This is a genomic window from Sphingobacterium sp. UBA6320, from assembly GCF_002440335.1.
In the GTDB taxonomy this organism is placed as follows: domain Bacteria; phylum Bacteroidota; class Bacteroidia; order Sphingobacteriales; family Sphingobacteriaceae; genus Sphingobacterium.
Window position 1 is genome coordinate 13,211 of the sequence record NZ_DJTA01000021.1, and the last position, 23,358, is coordinate 36,568.

Consider the following 23,358-nt stretch of genomic DNA (forward strand, 5'->3'; position numbering starts at 1 on the left):
GCTGTATACACATATATAAAGCTACATATAGTATAAAAAGACAATTTAAATTTAAATATACAAAATAGTTTTTATAATGCAAGAAGATACTTCTTATTTTGTAGATCGGAATACTTTTTTAAATCTTTTCAGTTGAGCTGGCCAATCGGACAAACATGGAGCACCTGTCATCGTAAAATAGTGCGGAGGGCAATCCATGATAAAGATTAAAAATAATTAATATCCATGATGAATATTCTTATCATTTCTGAGATTTCTACAAAGAATGCCAATTTCAATCTAATATGTACGCATTTACATAACACTATTTTAAAAAAAAAGAGCTTCACGATATCGAAGCGCTTTCTTCCATAGGTTATAGGTTGATTATCTATATGGTGTATTGAGTAATTTCCTTATGAGCGCGTAACAATAAAAAATATACAAATTTTGGTACAGCAAATAAAGCTACTATAAAATGCTATTGAGATAGATCGATCGGACCGTATCCTATTTACGATAAAATACAGTCCGATATAGGATCTCACACATTTTCAATTTGAAAATAATAAAAAAAGATTATGATAGCAAGAAATCTTAATAATTATAGGGATGGATGCAGCGGAGGATGCTATCCCTAATATAGAATTCTAATAAAAAAGACTTTCATATAAAGCCTCTCTATGAATAATAAATATGGTGTTTAGCACGAAAAGCTGCGTTTGTACTCTTCTATCATGCCAATATCATGTAGGAGGAGAACAGATGATTTTAGCTCTCTTTTTGTTCTTGTATTCGGTGTATTCTCCACCACTCTAAACTTCCTTGATCAACGTTCTGTAACAGCCCTGTACACGGGGTGATCGTCGTCTGATACGTTTTTTCTTTTCAGATGCCGATGCCGCGTTTATGATGGCAATCCGTTTGCAGAAGTTATGCTGAGGACCTTATTAGCAATCATGAATAAATAAGTAAGTGATGAAAAGCTGAAAGATATTACGTTAACGTGTATGGTGAGATGATGAAACGTGAAATGGATAAGAAGCGTCGTCAAGGTCTCTACGATTGTCATTATTTGAATTTTCCTTTTAAAGACAATGATGCTGTTATGAGCTACAATATAAAACTCCTCCAGTCGAAATTTGGTAATAGGTGCTATGGTCTAAAAGCCAATTGAAATGAGATCTTTTTATTATGGCATCTGTATTCAAAATACAATAGAAGCAGCTCTACAGCCTGCTGATGTAAGATGTTAGGGTTTTTCATTGATTTCCTTGTTAGCAGGTTAGAGCGTTAGACGATTATTGGGTTAGAGAGTTATTGGGTTAGAGAGTTAGATGTTTAGAGAGTTAGATGGTTAGAGAGTTAGATAGTTAATAAGTTAGATGTTTAGAGAGTTAGATGTTTAGAGAGTTAGATGGTTAGACGATTATTGGGTTAGGTGGTTAGCAGGTTAGAGAGTTAAATGGTTAGACGATTATTGGGTTAGGTGGTTAGCAGGTTGGAGCTTTAGAGGGTTAGTTATACACCGATTGTGAATAAATGTTGTGGATTTGTGAGTGAAGGGTTACGGATATAGGGAAATGTTAATATTTTGTGGATAACTTGTTTATATATGTGGATAACTCTGCTGCAACTCATCCAGGTGTATATTAGCATAAATTTAAAATTCTGTTTTTTGTCCAGTATGAACAATTGCTGTGTATTCATAAGCTCCATATGGAAAAATGGAGTGTTTGTTCTTTTGTGGAATACGTTTTCCACATTTTTTCGTTACTTGTTCACTTCGTTACTTGATCACTCCGTTACTTCATCACTCTGTCACTTGTTCACTTCGTCACTTGTTCACTTGATCACTTCGTTACTTGATCACTCCGTTACTTCATCACTCTGTCACTTGTTCACTTCGTCACTTGTTCACTTCGTCACTTGTTCACTTCGTCCCTTCGTCACTCCATCACTCGCTTATTAAAAGAAAAATTAGTCTATAATAATAATTGCCGGTTGAATTGATGAAAATATTTCTGAAAAGGTGTTTTTAGAATGCGAACCTAGAGGTTGTAGTAGGTTAAATATTTTATGGCTTTTTACAGCGTGTATATCGAGATGTGATGTGTATTGAGAAATTATTTTCATCAAGTGGGACGGTATGTTGAATTTGGGGTAAATGCAAGGGCCCTAAATAAACGGTTGTCGGCGCCGGATAATCGATGGTATTACTATTTATTAATGAAAAATCATGAAAAAGGACCATGTATCCTGATCGAGATCAACCCAGATGAAGGTATTCTTTTTAGGGCTGGTCGATTAATAGTTTTAATTCAAAAGAACGACAGAATTTTTGACAATGCTGATACCGTAGGTTTCAGATAGATGTTGAAAGATATCGACGTCGGATCAGTATAAAATTTGGATTGATCTAAAAAATAAGTATATTAATGATCTGTTAAGATAATTTCGTGTTATCTGTAAACCTATTTTAATCTTTTGATATGCTCGAAAAACGTATTGTTTATCGCTTTCCTTGGTATGCTATACTATTTCTGATAGTAGGCTACAGCGCTGTATTCTATCAGGTCAACTGGGATAGCTTTGTGGATCTCCCTTCTGTACAATTTTTGTTTATCGCCATCGCATATAGCAGCGTTTTTCTAGCGGTCAGGTACATTATGGTCGACAAGTACGGTTACTTTCGACCTGTCAAACAGATTCTGTGTGCCATACTTGGCTTATACATACTGTATGTGCTGCTGATCGTGGCGTTACTTTTTTTACTGCCGAGACCCTGGACGAGCTTCATCTACAGGCCTCATCTCCCTATGTCTCTCGTGCAGGTTGCCCCTAGTCTGGCCGTTTTCTTTTTTAAATATAGTGCGTACGCTTTTATCCTGGTTTGGCTCGAATCCTGCAAGCATGTTTGGATATGGGTAGAAAAGCGGTTGTTGTTGGTAAAAAATCTGCAGAACCACAATAAAATAAACCGTCGTGATGCTTCCAGGGGTGAGCTGCGGGCACTGGTCCGTGATGAAGTTGCGCACCTGTTGCGCAACTTGCTGCAACAGCTATATGCTTGGAATAACACGATTTCTCAAACGAAAAAGCAACATGTGGATCGATTGCTGCACTATGTACTCGACGGCTTGTCGGACGAAAAGAATCATTTTGTGACACTGGACCAGGAAATGGAAGCGGTAGAAAGGCTTAACCAGATCTATCCCGGAAAGCAGGTGAGGCTGCAGTACCCGGATCGCTTAGCAGGCCATATGGTACCCCGATTTATGCTGGTATCACTCCTGCAAAACTGCCAGAAACATGCTCTGCATGATGGCGCGGCGTTGTTGGAGGTCCAGTTGAGCAGAAGAAGGATGGATATCCGAGTGTATAATAAAATCGCTCCTGCACAAAATTGGGACAGCACGACGGATGGATCGGGCATGAACAGGTGGCGCGATATGGTCAAACATTTTTATGCCGATGCCGCTGAGGTGGTAAATCAGATACAGGAAGATTGTTATCTACTGACGATCACGATTGACTACACGAAATAAATTTGATAAATTATGCTGAAGAAAATTAGAGTAGGAATAATCGACGATGATCAAACCGCTATTGATTTTTTAAGTGCCTATATCGCCAAGACCGATGGGCTGGTAAAAGCTTTTGAAACCGTTGATCCACAAAAAGGATTGGCAAGAGTGAAGACCGGTACCATCGATTTATTGATCGTGGATATGATAATGGCCAATCTTTCGGGTATAGAACTGATTGCGCAGATCAAAGAACTGCAATTGCCAAGCCGAAAATCCAGACTGGGGATGCAGGTAATCATCTGCTCGGGGACCAATAAATATGCTGCCGAAAGCTACCATTATAATGTGACGGATTATATGTCCAAACCGGTTGAATATTCACGTTTTATAGAAGCTATTGATAAAGCCAAGCAGCAGTGGAAAATCAGGCACCCTATGCTTATACGCGATGAGCAGATTTTCCTGGTCAAGGTAGGTCATCAGTACCACCAAAAAATGGTGCGGATAGACGAAATTATATGTTTGGAAGCGGATGGTATGGAGTGTACGTTGTGGTTTGCAGATGACAAACTGGTCGTCGGGAAGCCCATGTCCTACGTCGTAGAGCGCTTACCTCGAGAACGCTTTATTCGATGTCACCGCTCTTTTGTGGTCAACACGGATTATATCGTTGATATTTTCAACAAGAAAATTAAGATGCGGTACGTGTCCAATGAGGTGCTGATCGGTGACCGAAAGATCTATAAGGAATTCAGTTTGTGGGAAATGTCCAATAAATTGTGATGAATTTCAATTCTAGGGAAGATCTTCGAGTGGATAACAGGCTCGTGAAGTCTTTTGATTGAATCATACTGAAATAAGAGTATTTAAATCTTCACGTTGCTCCCCCCAGGGAGTGTCTTAATCGTTTATGCTCTCGTATTATGCCCAGTCGCTATGTCCAAAATCAAGCTTATCGAACAGATGCAGGAGATTATGGCTCAGTATGTTCAAGAACAGCTGCAGGAAGACCTTACACAGTATCCTATTGAAATTTTGTTGCATGAAATCATTCAACGCTTCCCTTTACAAAAGCACTCTGACGATATACATGCGCTGTTGAAACAGTTAACTGATATCACGGTCAGATATCTAAACATCCCCGCTGTGACGATCAATGAAGTACCCGAACATGTCGATACAAAATGGGTCATGCAGAGACTGGGCATTACATCTTCCACTTTTTATCGGTCGGTCAACAAAATCTTACTTTTCCCTGCCATCACGATCGGAAGCCGCCCGTATTACTTAAAGTCAGATGTAATCTTTCTATTTAACAGATCAAGGGGAAAGGGACCCTACATTTTCGGAAAGTTTGCTCGAATAGCAAGAAAGCAACAATAGAGGACGATCAAAATGGCCACAATCTGTGATCACTTCTTGTGCATCTGTAGCCACATCTTTCAAAGAAGGAGGCACTTCTTTGAAAGATGTGCCTCCTTCTTTGAAATTTGGAGGTACTTCTTTGAAACAAGTGGCTGCTGTAGGCTGACTAGATCTATCTCTGCCCAAGATGTGATCCGATGTTGGCAAGATCCAAGTCCTTCTTGCCAAGATGGGATCACTGCCTGTCAACAAGTCATTGGTTCTTCTTAACAAGGGACTACTGGTTAAGAAGAAGTAGTCACTTATTCAAAAGTTGTTGTCGTAATTCGTATAGAAGTGGTTCCTTGTTTTACAGAAGTGATCACATGTTCTAAAGATAAGGTCACATCTTCAAAAGACTTTGTCGCGTGTTCACAATATGCAGCACTTAGGACAAACATCTACTTCATTCTTTCCAAGATGTGATCACTTGTTGTCAAGATGTGATCACTTGTTTAGATGATGTGATCCGAACTTTAAAAGATAATCCTCCTGAACGTCAAGAAGTGATCACTTTATGGCATCCATTTTTAATTTTATAGAAATTGTTGTCCCACATTTGCCGTTTCTTGTCCCACATTTTGATTTGCTGTCCCATTTTGTCCCACATTTCGATTTTTACTTCTACTCGCTTTTATGTTTGCTTTATGATGTTCGTCCGGAAGAGCATCAATTATCTTTAATTTATTCATAGAGCATAAGCTCAAAAAACGTAATGACAATGAGAAAGAAAAAATTAATCTTGGACTACTCACAAATTAATGATGATGGGTTTAACACGTTGGTGGGAAAAGTACTGGACTGCTTGAAAGATCATGTGGTATTGGTTGATTTGCCCGTAAGTTTGGAAGATCTTCAAAATCAGGCAGACGATTTTAAGGTGAAATGGCAGAAGGCAAGCCGCGGTGGAAGTGTGCTGGAAATTGCAGAGAAAAATGATAGTAAAAAGATCGTTGCGGATAGTCTCAAAAAGACCGCTTTTTATGTTAATATGGTGGCTGATGGCTCGCGTTCTATCTTACTGAGTTCGGGTTTGATCCTGGAAAATGATGCCAAAGCAGCACAGATCCCTGGGCAAGTGCAGGGAGCCGCATTGGTGGATGGTAGACAGAGCAATCAGATGCAGATCAAGTTTAAGCCGATCAAAGATGCTTTATTGTACGAGTACCAGGTGACGAGCGATTTAGATCAGTTTGACCAACCGGTATGGGGGGAAATTTTTCAGACGAGTACAAGCTATGCTAATATTTTCTCTCCGGTAAAACCAGGCTTTACCTATCACTTAAGGATACGTGCACGCAATCGAAGAGGTATCGGGGATTGGTGTGAGGCCGTTCGTCTAACAGCACGCTAAACTAATATGGGAAAGATGCTGGTCAAGCGCATTAGACAGGGGAACAATAGTACCCTGTCTAAAATCTATGTCGACGATGTGCTGTTGTGTTATGGTTTGGAGGATGCGGTAAGGGAGATGAAGATAAAAGGTGAAACGGCAATTCCTGCAGGTAGGTACCGATTAACTTTCAATACTTATGGGGCCATGAATGCACGGTATAAGCGTAAATTTCCGGAGATACATCAAGGTATGGTGGAGATCAAGGGAATCCCAAACTACAGCTATGTCTATATGCATATCGGAAACAATATCGGCGATACGGCAGGATGTCTGCTGGTGGGAGAAAGCTGGGAATTGATCGACGGTGATTATGAAATTAGGCGTTCCAAAAAGGCTTATCTGGCGCTTTATCAAAAGCTGATCCGCCTGATGGTCGAAGAACCGGTTTGGATAGAAGTCAGTGACGCAGTGACGAAGTGCTCAAGTAAAGGAGTGACGAAGTGCTCTCCTACTCAACTTATTAACCCTCTAACGATCTAACGATCTAACCTTCTAACCCTCTAACTTTTAAACAAAAATGAAAAAAATAATCAAAAAAATAAGTGGAGCTGTCCAAGTGATTTTGCTGGCTCCTGTCAAATTGCCGGGTAAATTGATGAACATCATCAAGTATATCGGTCTAGGGCTTGGCATTCTTGAATCGGTCATCGTCGACAAAGATGAACAGGAACAAAAGGGGGAGGTCCCTGACGATGGAACAAAGCCTGATAAATTGCTTTCCGATAGCGATGTGTTTGGATCTATTGCTACACGTGCTACCGGTGTGGAAAAAGTACCAGATCGAATCGTAAAATATGACCTGGAAACTGGAAAGGAGGTGCTGGATGAAGCTGAATGATATCAGGATCTCGACATTGGGAGGTACCATATGCTCGATATGGGCAAGTCTTTCTCTTTGCGATCTTTTTCAGACTGCACTACTCGCTGCGGTTGGGACAGTGGTGAGTTTTGTGACCAGTCGCTTATTGGGCAAGTGGACTAAGCGGGAATAGGAGGATACCGACCGTACTCAAGAGCCTGGTGTTGATCGTGAGCCGTTCGGAATTTGGAACGGCTCTTTTGTTTGAAGGCGATCGATAGTCGGTCATATATCTATACTTTGAAAAAAAATCCAAGATGGCATTGAGGTCAGTCATATATGACCACCGTCATCTGCTGGCACTCAAAAATGGGGTCATGCGGATGTGAGAATACAAGAAGTTAAAGCCGGTAGAGAGACAAATTAGGAATGGATCGGACGAACTGAATAAGATAATTGATTGTATCGGTCTATCACATCTGATCAATAATGTGTAATTTCAGTACATAGCGCCCGAAGGGATACTGCCGAAATTAAAATATATACTAACAAAAATAGGAAAAACTGTTTCTGGTCATGGAAACAAATCATAAAATTTTGGTATTATTCATTAATTTTTAGGATGCTTATTTTATATTATACCCATGGATTGTTTAATTAGCCCCATGATCATTTAATCTATCCGTTATTACATTTTTTGATAAAAGTCAAGAATTAGGATTTTACTGCCCACTATCTTTGATATAAATAAAATTGTAGAGTATGAAAACAGTATTAATTACCGGAGCAAATAAAGGTATTGGCTTCGAATCAGCACGTCAGTTGTTGCATAAAGGATTTCATGTATTTCTAGGCAGTCGTAATTTAAGTAACGGTTTGAAAGCCGTAGAAGATCTAAAATCAGCAGGACTCACCAATGTTGAAGCTATTCAAATTGATGTGACCAACGAGGAGTCGATCGATGCAGCCCGCATGGAAATCGGAAAAAAAGTTGGGACATTAGATGTCCTGATTAACAACGCAGGAATAAGCGGGATTGATTTTGACAGTGAAGGACATATGATTCCTCAAACTGCTGTTGATACCGAGATCGCAGTTTACCAAAAGGTTTATGACACTAATGTTTACGGCCCGGGAAGGGTTATCAAAGCCTTTATTGATCTATTAAAAAAATCGCCAGAACCGAGAATTGTAAACCTGAGCTCGAGTCAGGGCTCTCTGACCTTACACAGTGATCCAAGTTACCTTTATTATGATGTGAAAGGAGTGGTGTACCTCTCTTCAAAAGCTGCATTGAATATGTATACCGTTAACCTTGCTTATGAGCTCCGTGATACGAATTTCAAGGTTAATGCTGTTAGTCCTGGATTTACGGCGACTGATTTTACGGGTAAGAACGGTGGATCGGTTGAAGTGGCCGCAGGACGTATTATTAAATATGCGTTAATTGGGCAAGATGGTCCAACTGGAAAATTTTTCTGTGAAGAAACAAACCCGAAAGGAACAGGTGAAATTCCATGGTAAAAGTAAAAACGATGCTGAGATAAATGGTCAGCATCTTTTTTGTTTATAACAAACAATAGTTGAAATAGATGCAGTAGCGTGCTCAAAAGGTATATTTATGTTTGAAGATAAAAAAGGTTTAGTATTTATCGTGGATATCAGTGGATACTCGCAGTTCATCAGAGAAATAAGTCCAAATGTGGGCATTTTGGTTATTCGTCATTTACTGAAAGGAATAATCGACAGTAATTTTCTTTCCTTTAAAATATCAGAAATAGAAGGGGATGCTATTCTTTTTTATCATTTAGGTCTACCTCCTTCCGTAAAAGATATGTTAAAACAGTTCGATCACATGCGTACTTCTTTTAAAAAAATATGGAGTCGTTACTCTTTGAAATATCCCAACATGATAAACCTTGATCTGAAAGCGATCGTTCATTATGGTACATTAATAGAGTTCAAAATTAATCGCTTTTGTAAACTCTATGGTAATATCATGGTAGATGCACATCGGCTATTAAAGAATAGTGTTCCTTCTAATGCCTACCTGCTCTTAACCACCGATTATTTAGAGCAGATGGGCAATTATCCCTTAGATTACTATAGTGAATATGGCACATATCAATGTGATATCTATGATGTAGGATCGCTTTGCTATAGGTATTTTTCTTTTTATGATGCAGTATTAGAATAAGATGTGCTGTGCGCTACAGCAAATTTGTAACTACAGATAAGGTCTTTTCACTGTTCATGCAATTTTAACTTTGATATTAAGATTTTCCCAGAAAAGTACTGAAAAGAAGATCTAAATTTTCTTTTGAAATCTGACCTAAACTAATATGACCATCGATCGTAATCATCGGACTTAATGCACCTGGACATCAATACCAACATAATAATCAGATGAACATATTAAAACGGGGTGTTCATCCAACAACAGTTTATCTCTACGATAATCCAAACAATCATAGATCAAAATTATGGATAAGTTGATGCCATTAAATTAGTTACTTCTTGTCTTCATGGCGCCAATATTTTAAAACAGAAACAAGCAAGAAACTATTTGCAGATCGTTCTCACTAAATCCCATTGTCCATCTATTCTGTTCTTGTAAAGAAAAAGGACAAATAAATCTGTAATACTATCTATCATCGGGCGTATTAAATTCTCGATCTGAAATGAACCTTAAAAACAGAATCGGAATAAATTTTTTTTCGTTGAAACAGGTGCTTGATTACCGGGTCTAAAATAATGAATACTCTGCAATTTTCTTGATGATGAACAATCAATCCTTGTGACAGCAGTTCTGATGATCATTCTATGATATGAACTGGTTTTCCAAAACGGTGTTGGGTATGGCCCTGCCTACCTGAGTATGGATATATATGCTGCAGATGACTTATACCTTTTATAAGGCAAAATGAACTTCAGCTCGCTGTCTTTTGAATTTAGATAATCAAAGGCAACTTTTTTTTTCTATTCAATTTAATATTGATATTTTTGCGATTGAAAATGACTTTTTGTACTAAATAAGGAGGTCTAACCCGATTTAAAATCAACCTATGTGTACTCCCTAATCGTTCATTCAAGAAAAACTTTATATGCAAGATAACCAAGGACATTTGGATGAAGCATTGATCGATGACATCCGTAGCGGAAATCATAAGGCTTTTGAAACGTTATATCATCGCTATAAGATATTACTCGTGAGCCATGCTTACCAAAAATTAGGCAGTTATGACGGGGCAAAAGAGATCGTTCAAGACGTTTTTTCGCAGATATGGTTTAAGCACACCGAGTTGCCCTCAGTAAAAAATCTCTCCGCCTGGCTCTACGTATTGGTCCGAAATAAAGTCTTTAAACATATTGCACATCAGCATGTAGTGGATCGATATGCTGAATCTTTTCGTCATTTTACGGACAATGTCAGTCATTATACCGAGTATCAGATCCGGGAAAGGGAAATGCAACAGCTGATAGATGCAGAAATCGATAAATTGCCGCCCAAAATGAAGCACGTGTTATTGATGAGCCGTAGCCAGGGATTATCGCACAGAGAAATCGCGGAGCTGATGGGAATTTCTGAAAATACCGTTAAAAATCATATCAAAGCTGCATTAAAAATACTTCGCAAAAGACTGGGTATGGTACTTTTTGTAGTTTTATAAAAAAAATTAGAGTTCGACTAGCCCTTATAACTTCCTGAAAGGTCTTACATAAAATAAAGCGCATGAAAAACGCAGAAGACCTAAAAAAAATACTGTTAAAATATACCCTTGGCGATTGCTCTGAAGAGGAAGCAAGGCTGCTTGAGGCCTGGTATAGCCAGCTCGATATTTCAGGGCAAAGGCTGACCGATGCGCAATATGAGGAGCTGGGCAGATTACAACCTGTAATGGGGGCTCCAAAACCAATGCGTATGTATCGTTTCCGAATGGTCGCAGCAGCGATACTGTGTATCTGCTTATCGTTGCTGACTTGGCATCTGTACCAGCAAAACAAGGTTTTGGTACCGACCCAAACGACATTGATTCAGGTAGCACCCGGAAGCGATAAAGCAATTCTGAAGCTTTCAAATGGACAGGAATATATATTAAAGGAAGGTGATTCGCAGCACATCAAGATCAGTGAACAGGTAACACTTCACCAAGATGGCAAAGGAAATGCAAGCTATGAATTTAAGGAGACACCATCGTTAAACAAGCATATGCCCATTCTGAATACGCTCAGTACGCCTCGTGGGGGACAATTTAGGGTTACTCTACCAGATGGAACAAGAGTATGGATCAATGCGGCCTCCTCCATTCAATTTCCGGCAAGCTTTTCGAATAATGAACGTATGGTGGCTGTCACAGGTGAAGTATATTTTGAGGTGAACAAACGAGATATTCCTTTTAGAGTGCGTACCCAGAACCAGGAGATCGAAGTTTTAGGTACACATTTTAATGTATCGGCTTATCCGGAAAATGAGACCATAGCAACCACATTACTGGAAGGTGCTGTTAAAATCAATACGAAACATGGCGTATATCTGCTAAAACCAGGTCAACAATGTCTTGTATCTCCCGTTGGGACTAATATTCGAGTAGTTGATGTAGAAGTGGAAGCTGCTTGGAAGGATGGGGATTTTGTGTTTAATGCTGTACCTATAAAACAAATGATGGATGATATCGCACGCTGGTATAACATTGATATCGATTATGCAGCCTATACCGATCGCGGGGATACATTTACAGGCATCGTTTCTCGGAAGAAGAACCTATCGAGTATCTTGCAGCTCTTGGAAAAGACCAATTCCTTGAGATTTACTCTCAAAGGAAAAACATTATACCTAATCAATTAATAAATAAGATCATGATGATGAAAGAAACTGTACCCATATAGCACCGCCCACCCTTTAATAAAAAAGGGAGCCCATGGTGGGCTCCCCTAAAACAACCAATTATTTTTCCAGGGCACACGACTGGCAGGAAGTGTGCCCATCATTAATTTGAATCAAATGTACAAATTTTCGACCTATAAAAAACGGCGGATCCGGCGAATTCTGCTCAAAATTTCATGTATTATGAAACTTATTATTACCCTGCTTACCTGTGGTATGGTACACGCCAGTGCGATGTCTTTTGGCCAGCAAGTCACCCTCAATGTCAAAAATGCGACCATGTCAGAGATCTTTAAAGAGATCCGAAAACAAACCGGCTATGACTTTGTATACAACGATGGTCATATAAACACCGTCAAAAGAAAAACGGTCCGAGTAAAAGATAAAAGCTTACAGGAACTTTTGTTCGAGTTGCTATCGACCGAAAATCTACGCTACAACATTACTGACAACAGTATTGTGGTGAGTAAGCGTGCTCATTCCACTTCCATTGCTCCCGATGCCACAGTTCAGGAGACCTATGTAAGCGGAACAGTAGTGGATGAACGTGGGGTCACCTTGGTGGGTGTCGTAGTTAGAGAACTTGACCCTGCTGGAAATGCAACTAAGACGGACCTGAAAGGGGGCTTTGTATTAAAGGTTAAAAATAAGCAAGCGATCGTACGCTTCTCTTATGTCGGGTATAAGGCAGTTGAAATGCAAGTATCGGCGATCAAGTACCCTTTTGAGCTTAAACTGATCCCCCAGCTCAATGATCTGGATGAAATCCAAGTGACAGCATATGGGAATACGACCAAGCGCTTTAATACGGGTAACATAACGACCATAACGGCTAAAGATATCGAGAAAAATCCCGTTAACAATGTTTTGGAAGCCTTACAGGGCAAAGTGCCCGGGCTTTTTATCCAACAAGCGACAGGGCAGCCCGGTGGTGCATTTTCTATGAGAATGAGGAGTGCCAGCAATTTTAATACGGGCTCTGCCGAGCCCCTGGTCATCGTGGATGGGGTGCGCTACCCGAGTGGTATCTTGCCCATGAACACCAACGCCCAGTATGATACAGGCAGCTTTTTACAGGGAGGGAGCGGATTGAATTATATCAATCCCAATGACATCGAGCGCATCGATGTGCTTAAAGATATCGATGCCACTGCAATTTATGGTTCTTCTGGTGCATATGGGGTCATCCTGATCACGACAAAGAAAGCCAAGACTGCCAGTACGCTAGTCAGTGCCAATGTCTACAGTGGTGTGTCGATAAAAGGGAAAATGGCGTCGATATTGAACACGGAGCAGTATCTGATGCTGCGTCGGGAGGCCTTTAAAAACGATGGACTTGAACCCGCTGCAACAGATTATGATGTCAACGGCACATGGCCCGAAGATCGTTACCATGATTGGCGAACTGCCTTCTTGGGCAAGGCCGCGGTAACCAGCAATGCCAATTTTAGCTATAGTGGGGGTAGCAATAATACCTCTTTTTTGATTAATGGGAGCCTGCGCAATACGGGAAATATTCAGATGCATAGGGGAGCAAATAAGGACGGTTCGGTACGCTTTAACCTCAATACAAAAAGCAATAACAATAAATTTGACCTTTCTGTTAGTGGATCGTATATGGGGTCCAAAAATGATATGGTGCCCTATGATTTTTCTTCTTTTGCTAATGTTGTTCCGCCCAATGCGCCATATCCACTTACGGACAAGGGTGCCGTGGACTGGAGTGAAGTAGGGGATTGGGCAAGAGGGATCGGTAATATCAACCGCACTTATCTGAATACAACCAATAACTTATTGTCGAATCTAACGTTAAACTATCGTCCAAATGAACATTTTGTCCTCAATACCATTATTGGATTTAATAATTTAAAAGGTAGGGAATTATCCACAGTGCCGTCAACAGTATTTAATCCCGCGTCAACTTCTATATATAATACTAATGTAGGGCTTTTAAATAATTTTGACACGCAATCGCTAACAGTAAGTCCATACGCCGAATACAAAAATGTGATCTGGAAAAAAGGGGAACTGAATATTAAGTTTGGTGGCGAAATCAATCAGAATACTAGACGATCTAATGCAATCACAGGAACAGGATTTTCAGCTGATGCTTTGTTGAGTAATCCTGCTTTGGGGGCTTCCAAAACATATACGATCACGGACAATCAATACCGATCTGTCGGCATGTACGGGATTGTCAAATTTATCTGGGATAAAAAATATATGCTTGATATGAATGGTCGCCGCGATGGTTCTATTAAATTTGGACCAAGTCGCAGGTTCGGTAATTTCGGTTCGGCTGCTGTGGGATGGATATTTTCTGAAGAAACCGGAATCAAAGAGCTGATGCCCTGGTTGAGTTTTGGTAAATTGAGAGCAAGTAGCGGAATCGTAGGAGGCGACAAGATCGGTGATTATCAATACTTGAGTAGCTACTCTGTGCTTAGCCAAACTTACGGTGGAGAAATTGGTTTTTACCCGACTTCGCTCGCTAATCCTTTACTGGAATGGGAGAAGAACTTCAATTCGGAGGCTGCAATTGAGCTGGGTTTCTTTAAAAACAGAATATCGATGGACGCCAGTTATTATCTCAACCGATCGAGCAATCAGTTGATCTCCCAGCCGCTTTCCATGGTAACTGGATTTGGCAAGTATACCCTCAATTCGGATGCTTTGCTGCGCAATACGGGTCTGGAGATAAGCTTGAGCAGTGTCAATATTGACCAAAAAGACTTTAAATGGAACACGCGCTTCAATATATCACTTCCAAAAAGTAAAATACTCAAGATGCCTTCACAAAGTAGCCTCTACTCAAATTATGTATTGGGCAAGTCGGTCAACGGTATCTTGACCTATAAATATGAAGGGGTGGATCCACAGACCGGGATGTATACCTTTAAGAATGCCAAAGGAGAGATTGGAGAATTTATTGGGGGACTGTCACAGTCTGATAAAACGGAGTTTGTCGACCTTGATCCGACCTATTATGGCGGTCTAACCAATACGTTTACGGTCAAAAATTTTACGCTAGACTTTAGTTTTAGCTTTACCAAACGTATAGGTAAGAGCCTGATGGGGCAGTCCGGGCTACCAATGGGCTATTATGGCACAAATGGATCCACGGTCTGGTTAGATCGTTGGCAACAGCCAGGCGACATCACGCATGTGCCTAAGGTAAGCACGTCGATTATAAATTACCTCGCTGTGCTCAATTTTAATGACAGTAATGGCGCTTATGAAGATGCTACTTATGCACGTCTGCAAAATGTAAGTCTACGCTATAGCGTACCGGCCGATTTACTTAAAAAGCTTAAATTAAAGCAACTTACGGCTTATGTGCAGGGACAGAACTTACTGACTATATCTAAATATGGCAGCATGGATCCTGAAAATTTAAACGCAAATGTATTGCCGCCAATGCGCGTATTTACTGCAGGTATTAACTTAACTCTTTAGTCCATCCCTATGAAAAAACGATATTATATAATTATGCTCACTTTCATGCTTGCTTTTAGTAGCTGTGAAAAATACCTAGACCAAAACCCACTGCCTTTGAGCGTCATCCCCTCTGAAAGTCTCTATCAATCCGATAAGCTGGTCGCTAGTGTAGTCAATGGGATCTTCGTGTCGACCACGATCTCGACCACTTTTATCGGTCCTTCTTTTTCAGATATGGTCATGGTGAGTGGCATGTATACCGATGAGATCCGAAATTTGATTCCTGGAAATAATTTTGATGTCTTTTATAAAAATAGTATTCGAGCCGATAATAGTCCATTTTGGAATGATTTCTATGGGAAAATATACATGGTCAACGCTGCTTTGGAGGGGGTACAATCAAATGCCGAAAAGCTTCAGTTCAAAGAACAATGGCTTGGCGAATGTTATTTTTTGAGAGCCTTTTTCTATTACCATTTGGTCAACTTTTATGGTGCCATCCCTCTTGCGCTTACAAGCGATTATACCGTGAATAATCGTCTTTCACGATCTTCTGAAGAACAGGTCTTTAAGCAGATTATTACGGATTTGAAGTTAGCAAAAGAGCTCCTAGGCGAGGAATATAAAGATGGTTCAGGCAATTCGAGTACCCTACGTGTGCGTCCGAATAAGGCTGCAGCGGCAGCACTTTTGGCACGCACATACCTCTACGCAGGACAGTGGGAAAACGCTGAAAACGAAGCTACGGCAGTGATTCAGAACGCCAATTATGCTTTGGAATCACTCAATAAGGTATTTTTGACGGGAAGCAAAGAGACTTTATGGTCACTGGCAAATGGTGAATCTAAAACTAACGCCTATTTTAAGGCTTTTAACAATGGTATGCCCGTAGTGCTAGCGCGCAATCAGACTCCAGGTACATTTACCATTTTTGGGGTGATGACCGAATCACTCTATCAAGCTTTTGAGTCTGCTGATGAGCGTAAAAACAGCTGGATCCGTACCGTTAAGGCGGAAGCTTCAACAACGCGGCCAGAGACTATTTACCACCTGCCCAATAAATACAGCTCGCCCGTTAATGATGCTGAACTGACCGTGCCCCTACGCTTGGCGGAACAGTACCTGATCCGAGCGGAAGCGCGCGCACGTAGCAATAAGAATACCTCGTGGGACGACCTGAATGTGGTACGCCAAAGAGCGGGTCTGGGGGCGCTCCAAAATGGAGACATCATGGCCGCTATCGCACAGGAACGACGTGTTGAATTATTTACGGAAAGTGGACATCGCTTTTTTGATCTCAAACGCACCAAACAGATTGATACTGTCATGCAACGTGTCGCTGCGGAGAAACAAAGCAAGTGGGAATCTTACATGGCATTATGGCCTATTCCAAACGTAGATCTCTTTCAAAATCCTAATCTGTCGCCTAATCCAGGTTATGGTCAATAAATCATTAAATTTAAACATAATCGCATTATGAAAATTATTAAAATCATGCTATTGCTTGTGCTTCCTGTGATCACTTTGGGACAGGAGTTTAAGTTCAAGGCTGAGATCAGGTTAAAAAATGTCAATCCGACAGCAGTGGCTTATCTGGTCCAAAATTACAGGTGGACAAACGCTAAAATAGTGGACAGTGCAGTTGCGGTCAATGGTCGTTTTACTTTTGCAGGTGTACGGGACGAACCGGAGCGCTTGGCGATTGTACTGGATCACCAAGGCAGCCATAAGTTGCCCGTCCATCAAGAAGCTGATGTCCGAGAACTATTCTTGGAGAAAGGAACGATCAGATTGGTCGGAACAGACAGTTTGAAAACCGCACGTATAAAGGGCGGATCAGTGAATAGGGACTTTCAGCGATACCATCTAACGGTGGGAAAACAGGTAGAAGCATTTCAAGAGCCCATGCGTAAGATGTTTGAGAAAGCAGATCATGACGAACGTTCGAGTACTGAGTTTCAACATAAACTGATCACTTGGTTTGATAAAACCAATGCCTATAATGATTCGTTAACTCGACTATTTATTGCTGCAAATCCAGCGTCTTATGTAAGCTGGTCGCTCCTGCAGCAGGTGGCCCATAATGATTTCGACGCTTCGCACAACGTGGATAGCTTTAAAAAGTTAAGTGGCGAAGTAAGAGCTTATCCCTCAGCTGTGCAACTTGCAGCTTATATCCAAGATCAAAGTGCGATATCTGTCGGAAATCTAGCGCCAGACTTTACCCAACCGGACACACTCGGTAAACTGGTTAGTCTCGCTGACTTCCGGGGAAAATATGTATTATTGGACTTTTGGGCTTCGTGGTGCGGTCCCTGCCGCCATGAGAACCCAAACTTGGTACAAGCGTTTCACAAATATAAGAATCGCAATTTTACGATCTTGGCAGTATCACTTGATGGTGCCAGTCAGCGGGAGGCTTGGATGAATGCGATTCATACCGATGGCCTGCCTTGGACGCAAGTCGCAGACCTGAAAGGCTGGAAAAATGAAGCGGCTGAACAATACAAAATCAAATCTATACCGAGCAATTTCTTGATCGATCCGCAGGGCAAAATTGTCGCACGGAATCTGAGAGGTCCTGCTCTGGAACAGTATTTAGCCAAGTTTCTTGATTAATGGGTGACAAATAAGAAGCTTTAGAGATAACGCTTTGCCCATTCGCAGATGGCAGTGGTCTTATCGAGCAAGTTGTTATACATAGTCCAGATGCGGTATTTATTTACTTCAATGAAAGAAATATGTCGGTTGGATAATCAATAAAATAAATAAGGGTGTGACCTTTTCAGATTACACCCTTATAGTAGAAGATTAAATTTAAATTAGTTTGCAGTCAAGGCTACCGCATTTAATGGTCTGGATGTACCATCGGGACCTACAGCGACGATATTATCAAAGATAACACGTGTGCCCGGTGTGATACCGTTTAAGGCAGATGCCATGCTGGGGCTTAATTGATTGCCAGATGTAGATAATACAATCGCATCAGCACGAGGTTTTGCGATAATCATCGTAAATTTGGTAACCTTAAAAGTTGCGTCAAAATCAAAATTATCCAATTTAGCAAAGATGGCATTCTGTGCTTTTAGTGCCACGGTGGCCATAGAACCACCTGTCTTGCCTGCAAATTTTGCAATAGGATCGGGGATGCGTTTGACACGGAATTCTGTTGTACTCAAGGTTTGCATTTTACCTGGTGCTACTTCCGCGGCGATCGAGATCCGTGCGGTACCGGGCGATGATACACGTGCATTATATTTACCGCCCGAGCCAGATAGGCTACCACCTGTCATGCTCACTTTTACTTTATCTGTTGGAGTACCTGCTGCTGAAACCGATAATGGATTATCAACACCGATATACAAGACATTCATCTTGTCGGGAGATACCACTGCGGATGGACGTGCGACTTGATAGGTTTGTGTCGCCGTGCGGTATTCTTTCATCGAACCATCCGTCTGCTTCACTTGTATCACACCTGTCCAAGAGAAAATCCCTTCTTTGCTCGTTGATACATGGTAAACTCCCTTTCCATCAACAATCTGTAATGGAGATCCGTTGACACTGATGGCCGGTTGGGATTTGGAATCCGAAGCGGTCAGAAATACTTCAGCTTGGTAAGGTTGTCCTTGTACTAAATAGGAGGTAGGTGCTACTGCAACAGCCGCAAATTTGTCTAAGTTAACGACCGCCTGATCCATTTTTCCCAAGATTAATTTCACCACGTCCGATTCGGCATTTTGGGCATCCGTTTGAATTTTGGTTAAGATCGTCATGGCTGCGGTCAGGGGTGTGCCGCTTCCGAAATTAATCTCTTCCCAAGTGCGCTTGCCATTGACAGATTTTTCTGGGTCTTTTGCCTCTAATGAAAAAGAAACACTTTTTTGTTCTTCAGGACTTAATAAGGCCAAGAGTTTTGCCCGGGTCTCATTAATTTTATCCTTAAGCACGGTTCCCTTTTTCTCATTGATCATGAGATTGGGCGATATATCTTCGTTTTCTCTTTTGACAAGATCTCCTTTTTCTGGATCAATGCCGCCACCTTGTTTGGTGAAGTCTTCTTTTAATGCATTGATATAAGTATTCAGCTCACCGATGATGGATTGTGCTTTTTTAGCTTTATCATAGATGGGTTTTGCACGAGCAGGCTCCTCTTTCAATTTGGTGCTTTCAAATGCCGAAAACAATTGCTGTACAGCCGTGTTGACATTTGAGCGTGATGTTTCGAGACTATTATTGATATTTTTAAATGCATCCAAGATGGTATCGGGCACATTCAATGCAAGTAATGCAAGTAATACCAGATAAAGAATGCTGATCATTCTCTGTCTTGGAGTTTCTCTTCCTAATGCCATTTTTAGTGATTTAGATTATACATGGATGATTAAACACGCGGCTGGTTCATAGCACTTAACATATTGCCATAGATAGCATTTAAAGCGTTTAGGTTTTTTGCCAACTTGCCCACTTCTTCTTTGAATGCCTTAGAATCATCTAACGATTCATTGAAGTTTTGCATCGTATAATTTAAATTCTCGTAAAATTGGTTCATCGATTTTAAGTGCGAAGCAGAATCTTGAAGTTCGCGCTCGTACATGCCGTTTAACTGCTGCAAATTGGTGGTCAATTTACTCACTTGTTCGTGGTAACTGGTCGTATCTGCAGAAGAATTGGACATCTGTACCAAATTGGCCGATGCTTGCTCAAAAGCAACGCTCATGCTATCGAACTTGGATGTTGCCAATTTGAGCTTTTGTGTAAAATCTTCCGTTGCCAGGGAAACATCAGAAATTTTATTGATCGCCGACATCTTCTCACTGAAATCACGTAATCCTCTTCCTAAGTTGCCGATACTGGTCTCGTCAATATTTGCATCTGCAAACATTTTATCCAAGGCTACAGTTGCTGATGGACCGGAAGGGCTATGGACAACTGGGGCACCACGTACCGGAAGTTCGCCTGTATAATTTTCATCCAATTCGGGATAGACACGGCTCCAATCTGGTTCTGGTGCTGGAGGATTAAGACCCATTAGAAAAAATAAGAATGCTTCAACCCCCAATCCAATTCCGATCATATAGTTGGCATAGGATCCTCCAATATGCAGGATTTTAAAAAGTACGCCTATAATCACGATACTTGCTCCCCAAGAAATAGCGACGTTCAACCATTTCGAATTGTCTTTTTTCTTACTCATAGTTTTTAATTTTTAAGCTGATTATGCGAAATTGATATTATAATAGTAGCAATTGTTGATGTCATTTGTTAGGGCAATTTTCAAGCCTAAAGTTGTATAATTGTAAAAAATATACTATTTTTTTATTGGTTAATCTTCATCGATCCCGAGCATTTTGGAATAAAGCTGTACAAATGGATAAAAAAATACTTCTTGTGGGGCGTATTTAAAATAACGCTTCATGTTGGACCAAATCCGATGTGCACCTGCTGGTCGAGCCGACAATGGTGAAAATGAGCCATCTTTATAGCGATCATCATGATATCCGAAATTACCAGAATAAAAAATTTCATCCATCATCCAGTCCGCCTGCCAGTGATCAGGATAGGGAAAGGGAAGGGATTGTGAGGACAAACCTAGATATTTGACCAAAATAATATGTAGTAAATGTGTCCAACCTAAAATACCGGTATGCCTATAAATCTCTTTCAACGCTGTAGGATCAATTTGTGAAGAGACCGTGTAATAAAGACGAGCAGAATCACAGAGTTGTCGTAATCCTATTCCGAAGGAAAGTAAATGTTTAAAGATGTGCACATTAACTTGTAGCAATTGTAATTCTGGAGCTAGCGTTTTAATGGTCGTGCTATTTATTAAAAGATCTTGTTGCTGTTTGTGATATGTTTTCTCGAGCTTGCTGAGATAACGGTATTGAAAGGGATTACGAATGTGAAAGAGGCGTTTATGGTGCTCAATCGTAATGCTCTTCCAATCATAAAATAGACTGAATCCAGCAGTATCCTGAAATGGTATTTTTTTTTCTTTTAATAATTCCCGCGCTTCTGCATAACCTTTGTTTTCAAAATACCAATCGATATCACCCGACATACGATGCATAGGAATGTCATAGCAGGCAGCAATTCCCTGTCCTTTTTGTAAAATTGGTTGAAGGCCCACTTTCTTGAATCCCTCATATTGTGCCGCAAGGACTTCGTTCATTTTGAAGTTATGACGTTCGATTTGATCGACACGAACGGTCCATTTTATTCTTAACGATTGCGGAGGAAGTTGATCTTCTTTTAGATGAGTAAAACTATCATATATAAGCCCTTCTACGGTATGACTAATAGACCAAGAATGAAGTTTTGACCAATCTTCAGCAGATAATGTATCTGCAAGTATAAGTGATCCTTTTCCCCAAAGTCCGATACGCAATAATTGAAAAAAAATATCTTTAAGTCTATTGTCCATAAATGTGAGCACAGGTTTGATCAAAAATAGTTATTTTTTTACTGAAATTTACTAAGAGGTTAGATTGTCACGATGTCACTTGTTGAAAGTTTATAAAGTGAAGTTAAAAGTGGTGGAAAAAATCAGTAAAGGTCAGGAAACAACTTTCTGACCTTTATCGCAATATCATCATAAGAGATTAGATGAAAAATCCAATGAATTATTGATCATTCAATTTTAATGATTCTAAAATTTTGTGCCCTGAATAGGTGGAAAACCTTTCTGCTCCAAATTCATTTAAATGGGAGCCATCGTAATACATAAGCGTATCGTTGTGGAAAGGTATATCTTTAAAAAAATCAATATAAGCTGACAAATCAACATAGCTTGAATTCGGATGACCATTTATAATCGTCAAAATATCGGGATCTATTTTCGTAAGTGTTAATTTGTAGCTTATATTGCGAGATGGATCTTTGATAAAATGTTTATTGCTTCTCACTGGATTTCGATCCAGACTAGGGTAATCTGAAATAAAAATTATTCTTTGTTGCGCTGTTGATTTGTCCAGCATTTTCTGAATCGAATTTTTCCATCTTTTACCTTCGCCAGCAAATAATATGAGAATGATATCCGCAGATTTAACTTCTGTATGGATATAAGGCTCTAAATGCAGATATACATCGAGGTTCTTTTTTTCAACTATTTGGCGATGCTCTATAAAGGGTAGTGCTGGATATTCATCATTTGTGACTGTCCTAAACGAAAATCCATGTTCCTTTCCTAATTGATTTAAATAGGGCTTGAAGGTTAATGCATGACTGTCTCCTAGGAGCAGTATACGTTTATTTGCATAGGTCGTATCTCCAAAAACTTCTACATGTTCAAAAAATCTACCGTGGGATTGAAGGCCAAAGCTTGGTATGATATATCGTTCAGGAATATCTGTTATTCTACGCTTTGCGTGCAACGTAAAATAAATCATGAAGATATTGAGTATCGCTAATACTGCCATAAGAGCATAAAATTTAAATCCTTCTTTTCTTCTAAAAGGTTTTTCTATGAGATAATAGGAGATCAGTGATGCGGTTATAGTCAGGGCAACAACCAGTAAGGTCTCTGCTAATGTAAATTCATATCGTTCATTATAGTACCTGTAAAACGCCATGATAGGCCAGTGCCATAAATATATAGAATAGGAGATCTCACCGATATAGGCAATCTTTTTATTGGCTATGATTTGGTTTAGTTTTGCAGCAGGCGATATTAAGATTAAACCAATTGCTAGACAAGGGATCAGAGCAAGTAGGCCTGGAAATAAAGAACTTTCAGTAAGTAATAGAGCAGAAGCTAGTAATATAATAATTCCTACAAAACTTAAAATCGGCGCATTTTTTTTAATTATAGTGAGTTCCTCTACTCTGGATAGGGCTAAAATTACACCGATAAAAAATTCGGGAGATCGGGCTAATCTTATTTTAACAATTGCCTATACAGAGATCCATAGAAAAGGCCTGATCA

22 protein-coding genes are annotated in these 23,358 nt (G+C 40.1%); 15 read left to right on the forward strand and 7 right to left on the reverse strand.

Annotation, left to right across the window (positions count from 1 at the left end):
- The first annotated feature begins 2,208 nt into the window (after positions 1-2,208).
- From B3P23_RS13285 to B3P23_RS13300, 4 genes are all read left to right on the forward strand, one after another.
- Positions 2,209-2,352, forward strand: a complete 144-nt coding sequence (locus B3P23_RS13285) for a hypothetical protein (protein WP_293926772.1) — start codon at positions 2,209-2,211, stop codon at positions 2,350-2,352.
- 119 nt (positions 2,353-2,471) lie between these two features.
- Positions 2,472-3,527, forward strand: a complete 1,056-nt coding sequence (locus B3P23_RS13290; protein ID WP_293926775.1) for a hypothetical protein — start codon at positions 2,472-2,474, stop codon at positions 3,525-3,527.
- Between the two features lie 12 nt (positions 3,528-3,539).
- A complete protein-coding gene (locus tag B3P23_RS13295) occupies positions 3,540-4,292 on the forward strand; it encodes a LytR/AlgR family response regulator transcription factor (protein WP_293926778.1) in 753 nt (250 codons plus the stop codon).
- Positions 4,293-4,445: 153 nt separating this feature from the next.
- The gene (locus B3P23_RS13300; protein WP_293926780.1) at positions 4,446-4,892 is read left to right on the forward strand and encodes a hypothetical protein; all 447 of its coding nucleotides are present in this window, start codon (positions 4,446-4,448) and stop codon (positions 4,890-4,892) included.
- Here B3P23_RS13300 and B3P23_RS13305 read toward each other — a convergent pair.
- The 3 genes from B3P23_RS13305 to B3P23_RS13315 all read right to left on the reverse strand — a co-directional run bounded on the left by B3P23_RS13305 (position 4,830) and on the right by B3P23_RS13315 (position 5,605).
- Positions 4,830-5,147, reverse strand: coding sequence for a hypothetical protein (locus B3P23_RS13305; RefSeq protein ID WP_293926783.1), 318 nt, complete (start codon positions 5,145-5,147; stop codon positions 4,830-4,832). The two genes, B3P23_RS13300 and B3P23_RS13305, sit on opposite strands and share 63 nt — an antisense overlap.
- 29 nt (positions 5,148-5,176) lie before the next feature.
- Positions 5,177-5,314: a hypothetical protein gene (locus B3P23_RS13310; protein ID WP_293926786.1), complete on the reverse strand. Its 138-nt coding sequence runs from the start codon at positions 5,312-5,314 to the stop codon at positions 5,177-5,179.
- A gap of 135 nt (positions 5,315-5,449) precedes the next feature.
- Positions 5,450-5,605, reverse strand: coding sequence for a hypothetical protein (locus B3P23_RS13315; RefSeq protein WP_293926789.1), 156 nt, complete (start codon positions 5,603-5,605; stop codon positions 5,450-5,452).
- Positions 5,606-5,634: 29 nt separating this feature from the next.
- Between B3P23_RS13315 and B3P23_RS13320 the strand changes: the two genes are divergently transcribed.
- From B3P23_RS13320 to B3P23_RS13370, 11 genes are all read left to right on the forward strand, one after another.
- Positions 5,635-6,267: a fibronectin type III domain-containing protein gene (locus tag B3P23_RS13320; protein WP_293926791.1), complete on the forward strand. Its 633-nt coding sequence runs from the start codon at positions 5,635-5,637 to the stop codon at positions 6,265-6,267.
- Between the two features lie 6 nt (positions 6,268-6,273).
- Complete coding sequence (locus B3P23_RS13325) at positions 6,274-6,789, forward strand: DUF5675 family protein (RefSeq protein ID WP_293926794.1); 516 nt, start codon at positions 6,274-6,276, stop codon at positions 6,787-6,789.
- A gap of 37 nt (positions 6,790-6,826) precedes the next feature.
- Positions 6,827-7,147: a hypothetical protein gene (locus tag B3P23_RS13330; RefSeq protein ID WP_293926797.1), complete on the forward strand. Its 321-nt coding sequence runs from the start codon at positions 6,827-6,829 to the stop codon at positions 7,145-7,147.
- Positions 7,134-7,301 carry a hypothetical protein gene (locus B3P23_RS13335; RefSeq protein ID WP_293926799.1) on the forward strand — a complete coding sequence of 56 codons (168 nt, stop codon included), beginning with the start codon at positions 7,134-7,136 and terminating at the stop codon, positions 7,299-7,301. The genes B3P23_RS13330 and B3P23_RS13335 overlap by 14 nt, the downstream gene beginning before the upstream one ends.
- Before the next feature lie 569 nt (positions 7,302-7,870).
- Positions 7,871-8,632 (forward strand): SDR family oxidoreductase, encoded by a 762-nt coding sequence (locus B3P23_RS13340; RefSeq protein ID WP_293926802.1) that lies wholly within the window; start codon positions 7,871-7,873, stop codon positions 8,630-8,632.
- A gap of 97 nt (positions 8,633-8,729) precedes the next feature.
- Positions 8,730-9,305 carry a DUF2652 domain-containing protein gene (locus tag B3P23_RS13345; RefSeq protein WP_293926804.1) on the forward strand — a complete coding sequence of 192 codons (576 nt, stop codon included), beginning with the start codon at positions 8,730-8,732 and terminating at the stop codon, positions 9,303-9,305.
- Positions 9,306-10,212: 907 nt separating this feature from the next.
- Positions 10,213-10,779, forward strand: coding sequence for an RNA polymerase sigma-70 factor (locus B3P23_RS13350; protein ID WP_293926807.1), 567 nt, complete (start codon positions 10,213-10,215; stop codon positions 10,777-10,779).
- Between the two features lie 62 nt (positions 10,780-10,841).
- Positions 10,842-11,954: a FecR family protein gene (locus tag B3P23_RS13355; protein WP_293926810.1), complete on the forward strand. Its 1,113-nt coding sequence runs from the start codon at positions 10,842-10,844 to the stop codon at positions 11,952-11,954.
- Positions 11,955-12,176: 222 nt separating this feature from the next.
- A complete protein-coding gene (locus tag B3P23_RS13360; protein ID WP_293926813.1) occupies positions 12,177-15,449 on the forward strand; it encodes a SusC/RagA family TonB-linked outer membrane protein in 3,273 nt (1,090 codons plus the stop codon).
- Between the two features lie 33 nt (positions 15,450-15,482).
- The gene (locus tag B3P23_RS13365; RefSeq protein WP_293926816.1) at positions 15,483-16,880 is read left to right on the forward strand and encodes a RagB/SusD family nutrient uptake outer membrane protein; all 1,398 of its coding nucleotides are present in this window, start codon (positions 15,483-15,485) and stop codon (positions 16,878-16,880) included.
- Between the two features lie 27 nt (positions 16,881-16,907).
- Entirely contained in the window at positions 16,908-18,050 is a 1,143-nt protein-coding gene (locus B3P23_RS13370) for a TlpA disulfide reductase family protein (protein ID WP_293926819.1), read from the forward strand.
- A 203-nt stretch (positions 18,051-18,253) separates the two neighbouring features.
- On the opposite strand, the gene gldM is transcribed toward B3P23_RS13370, so the two are convergent.
- The 4 genes from gldM to B3P23_RS13390 form a co-directional block, all read right to left on the reverse strand.
- A complete protein-coding gene (gene gldM, locus B3P23_RS13375) occupies positions 18,254-19,786 on the reverse strand; it encodes a gliding motility protein GldM (RefSeq protein WP_293926822.1) in 1,533 nt (510 codons plus the stop codon).
- 29 nt (positions 19,787-19,815) lie between these two features.
- Positions 19,816-20,628 (reverse strand): gliding motility protein GldL, encoded by an 813-nt coding sequence (gene gldL / locus B3P23_RS13380; RefSeq protein WP_293926825.1) that lies wholly within the window; start codon positions 20,626-20,628, stop codon positions 19,816-19,818.
- A 129-nt stretch (positions 20,629-20,757) separates the two neighbouring features.
- Positions 20,758-21,858, reverse strand: coding sequence for a nucleotidyltransferase domain-containing protein (locus tag B3P23_RS13385; RefSeq protein ID WP_293926828.1), 1,101 nt, complete (start codon positions 21,856-21,858; stop codon positions 20,758-20,760).
- A 199-nt stretch (positions 21,859-22,057) separates the two neighbouring features.
- Entirely contained in the window at positions 22,058-23,323 is a 1,266-nt protein-coding gene (locus B3P23_RS13390) for an acyltransferase family protein (protein WP_349681566.1), read from the reverse strand.
- Between the last annotated feature and the right edge of the window lie 35 nt (positions 23,324-23,358).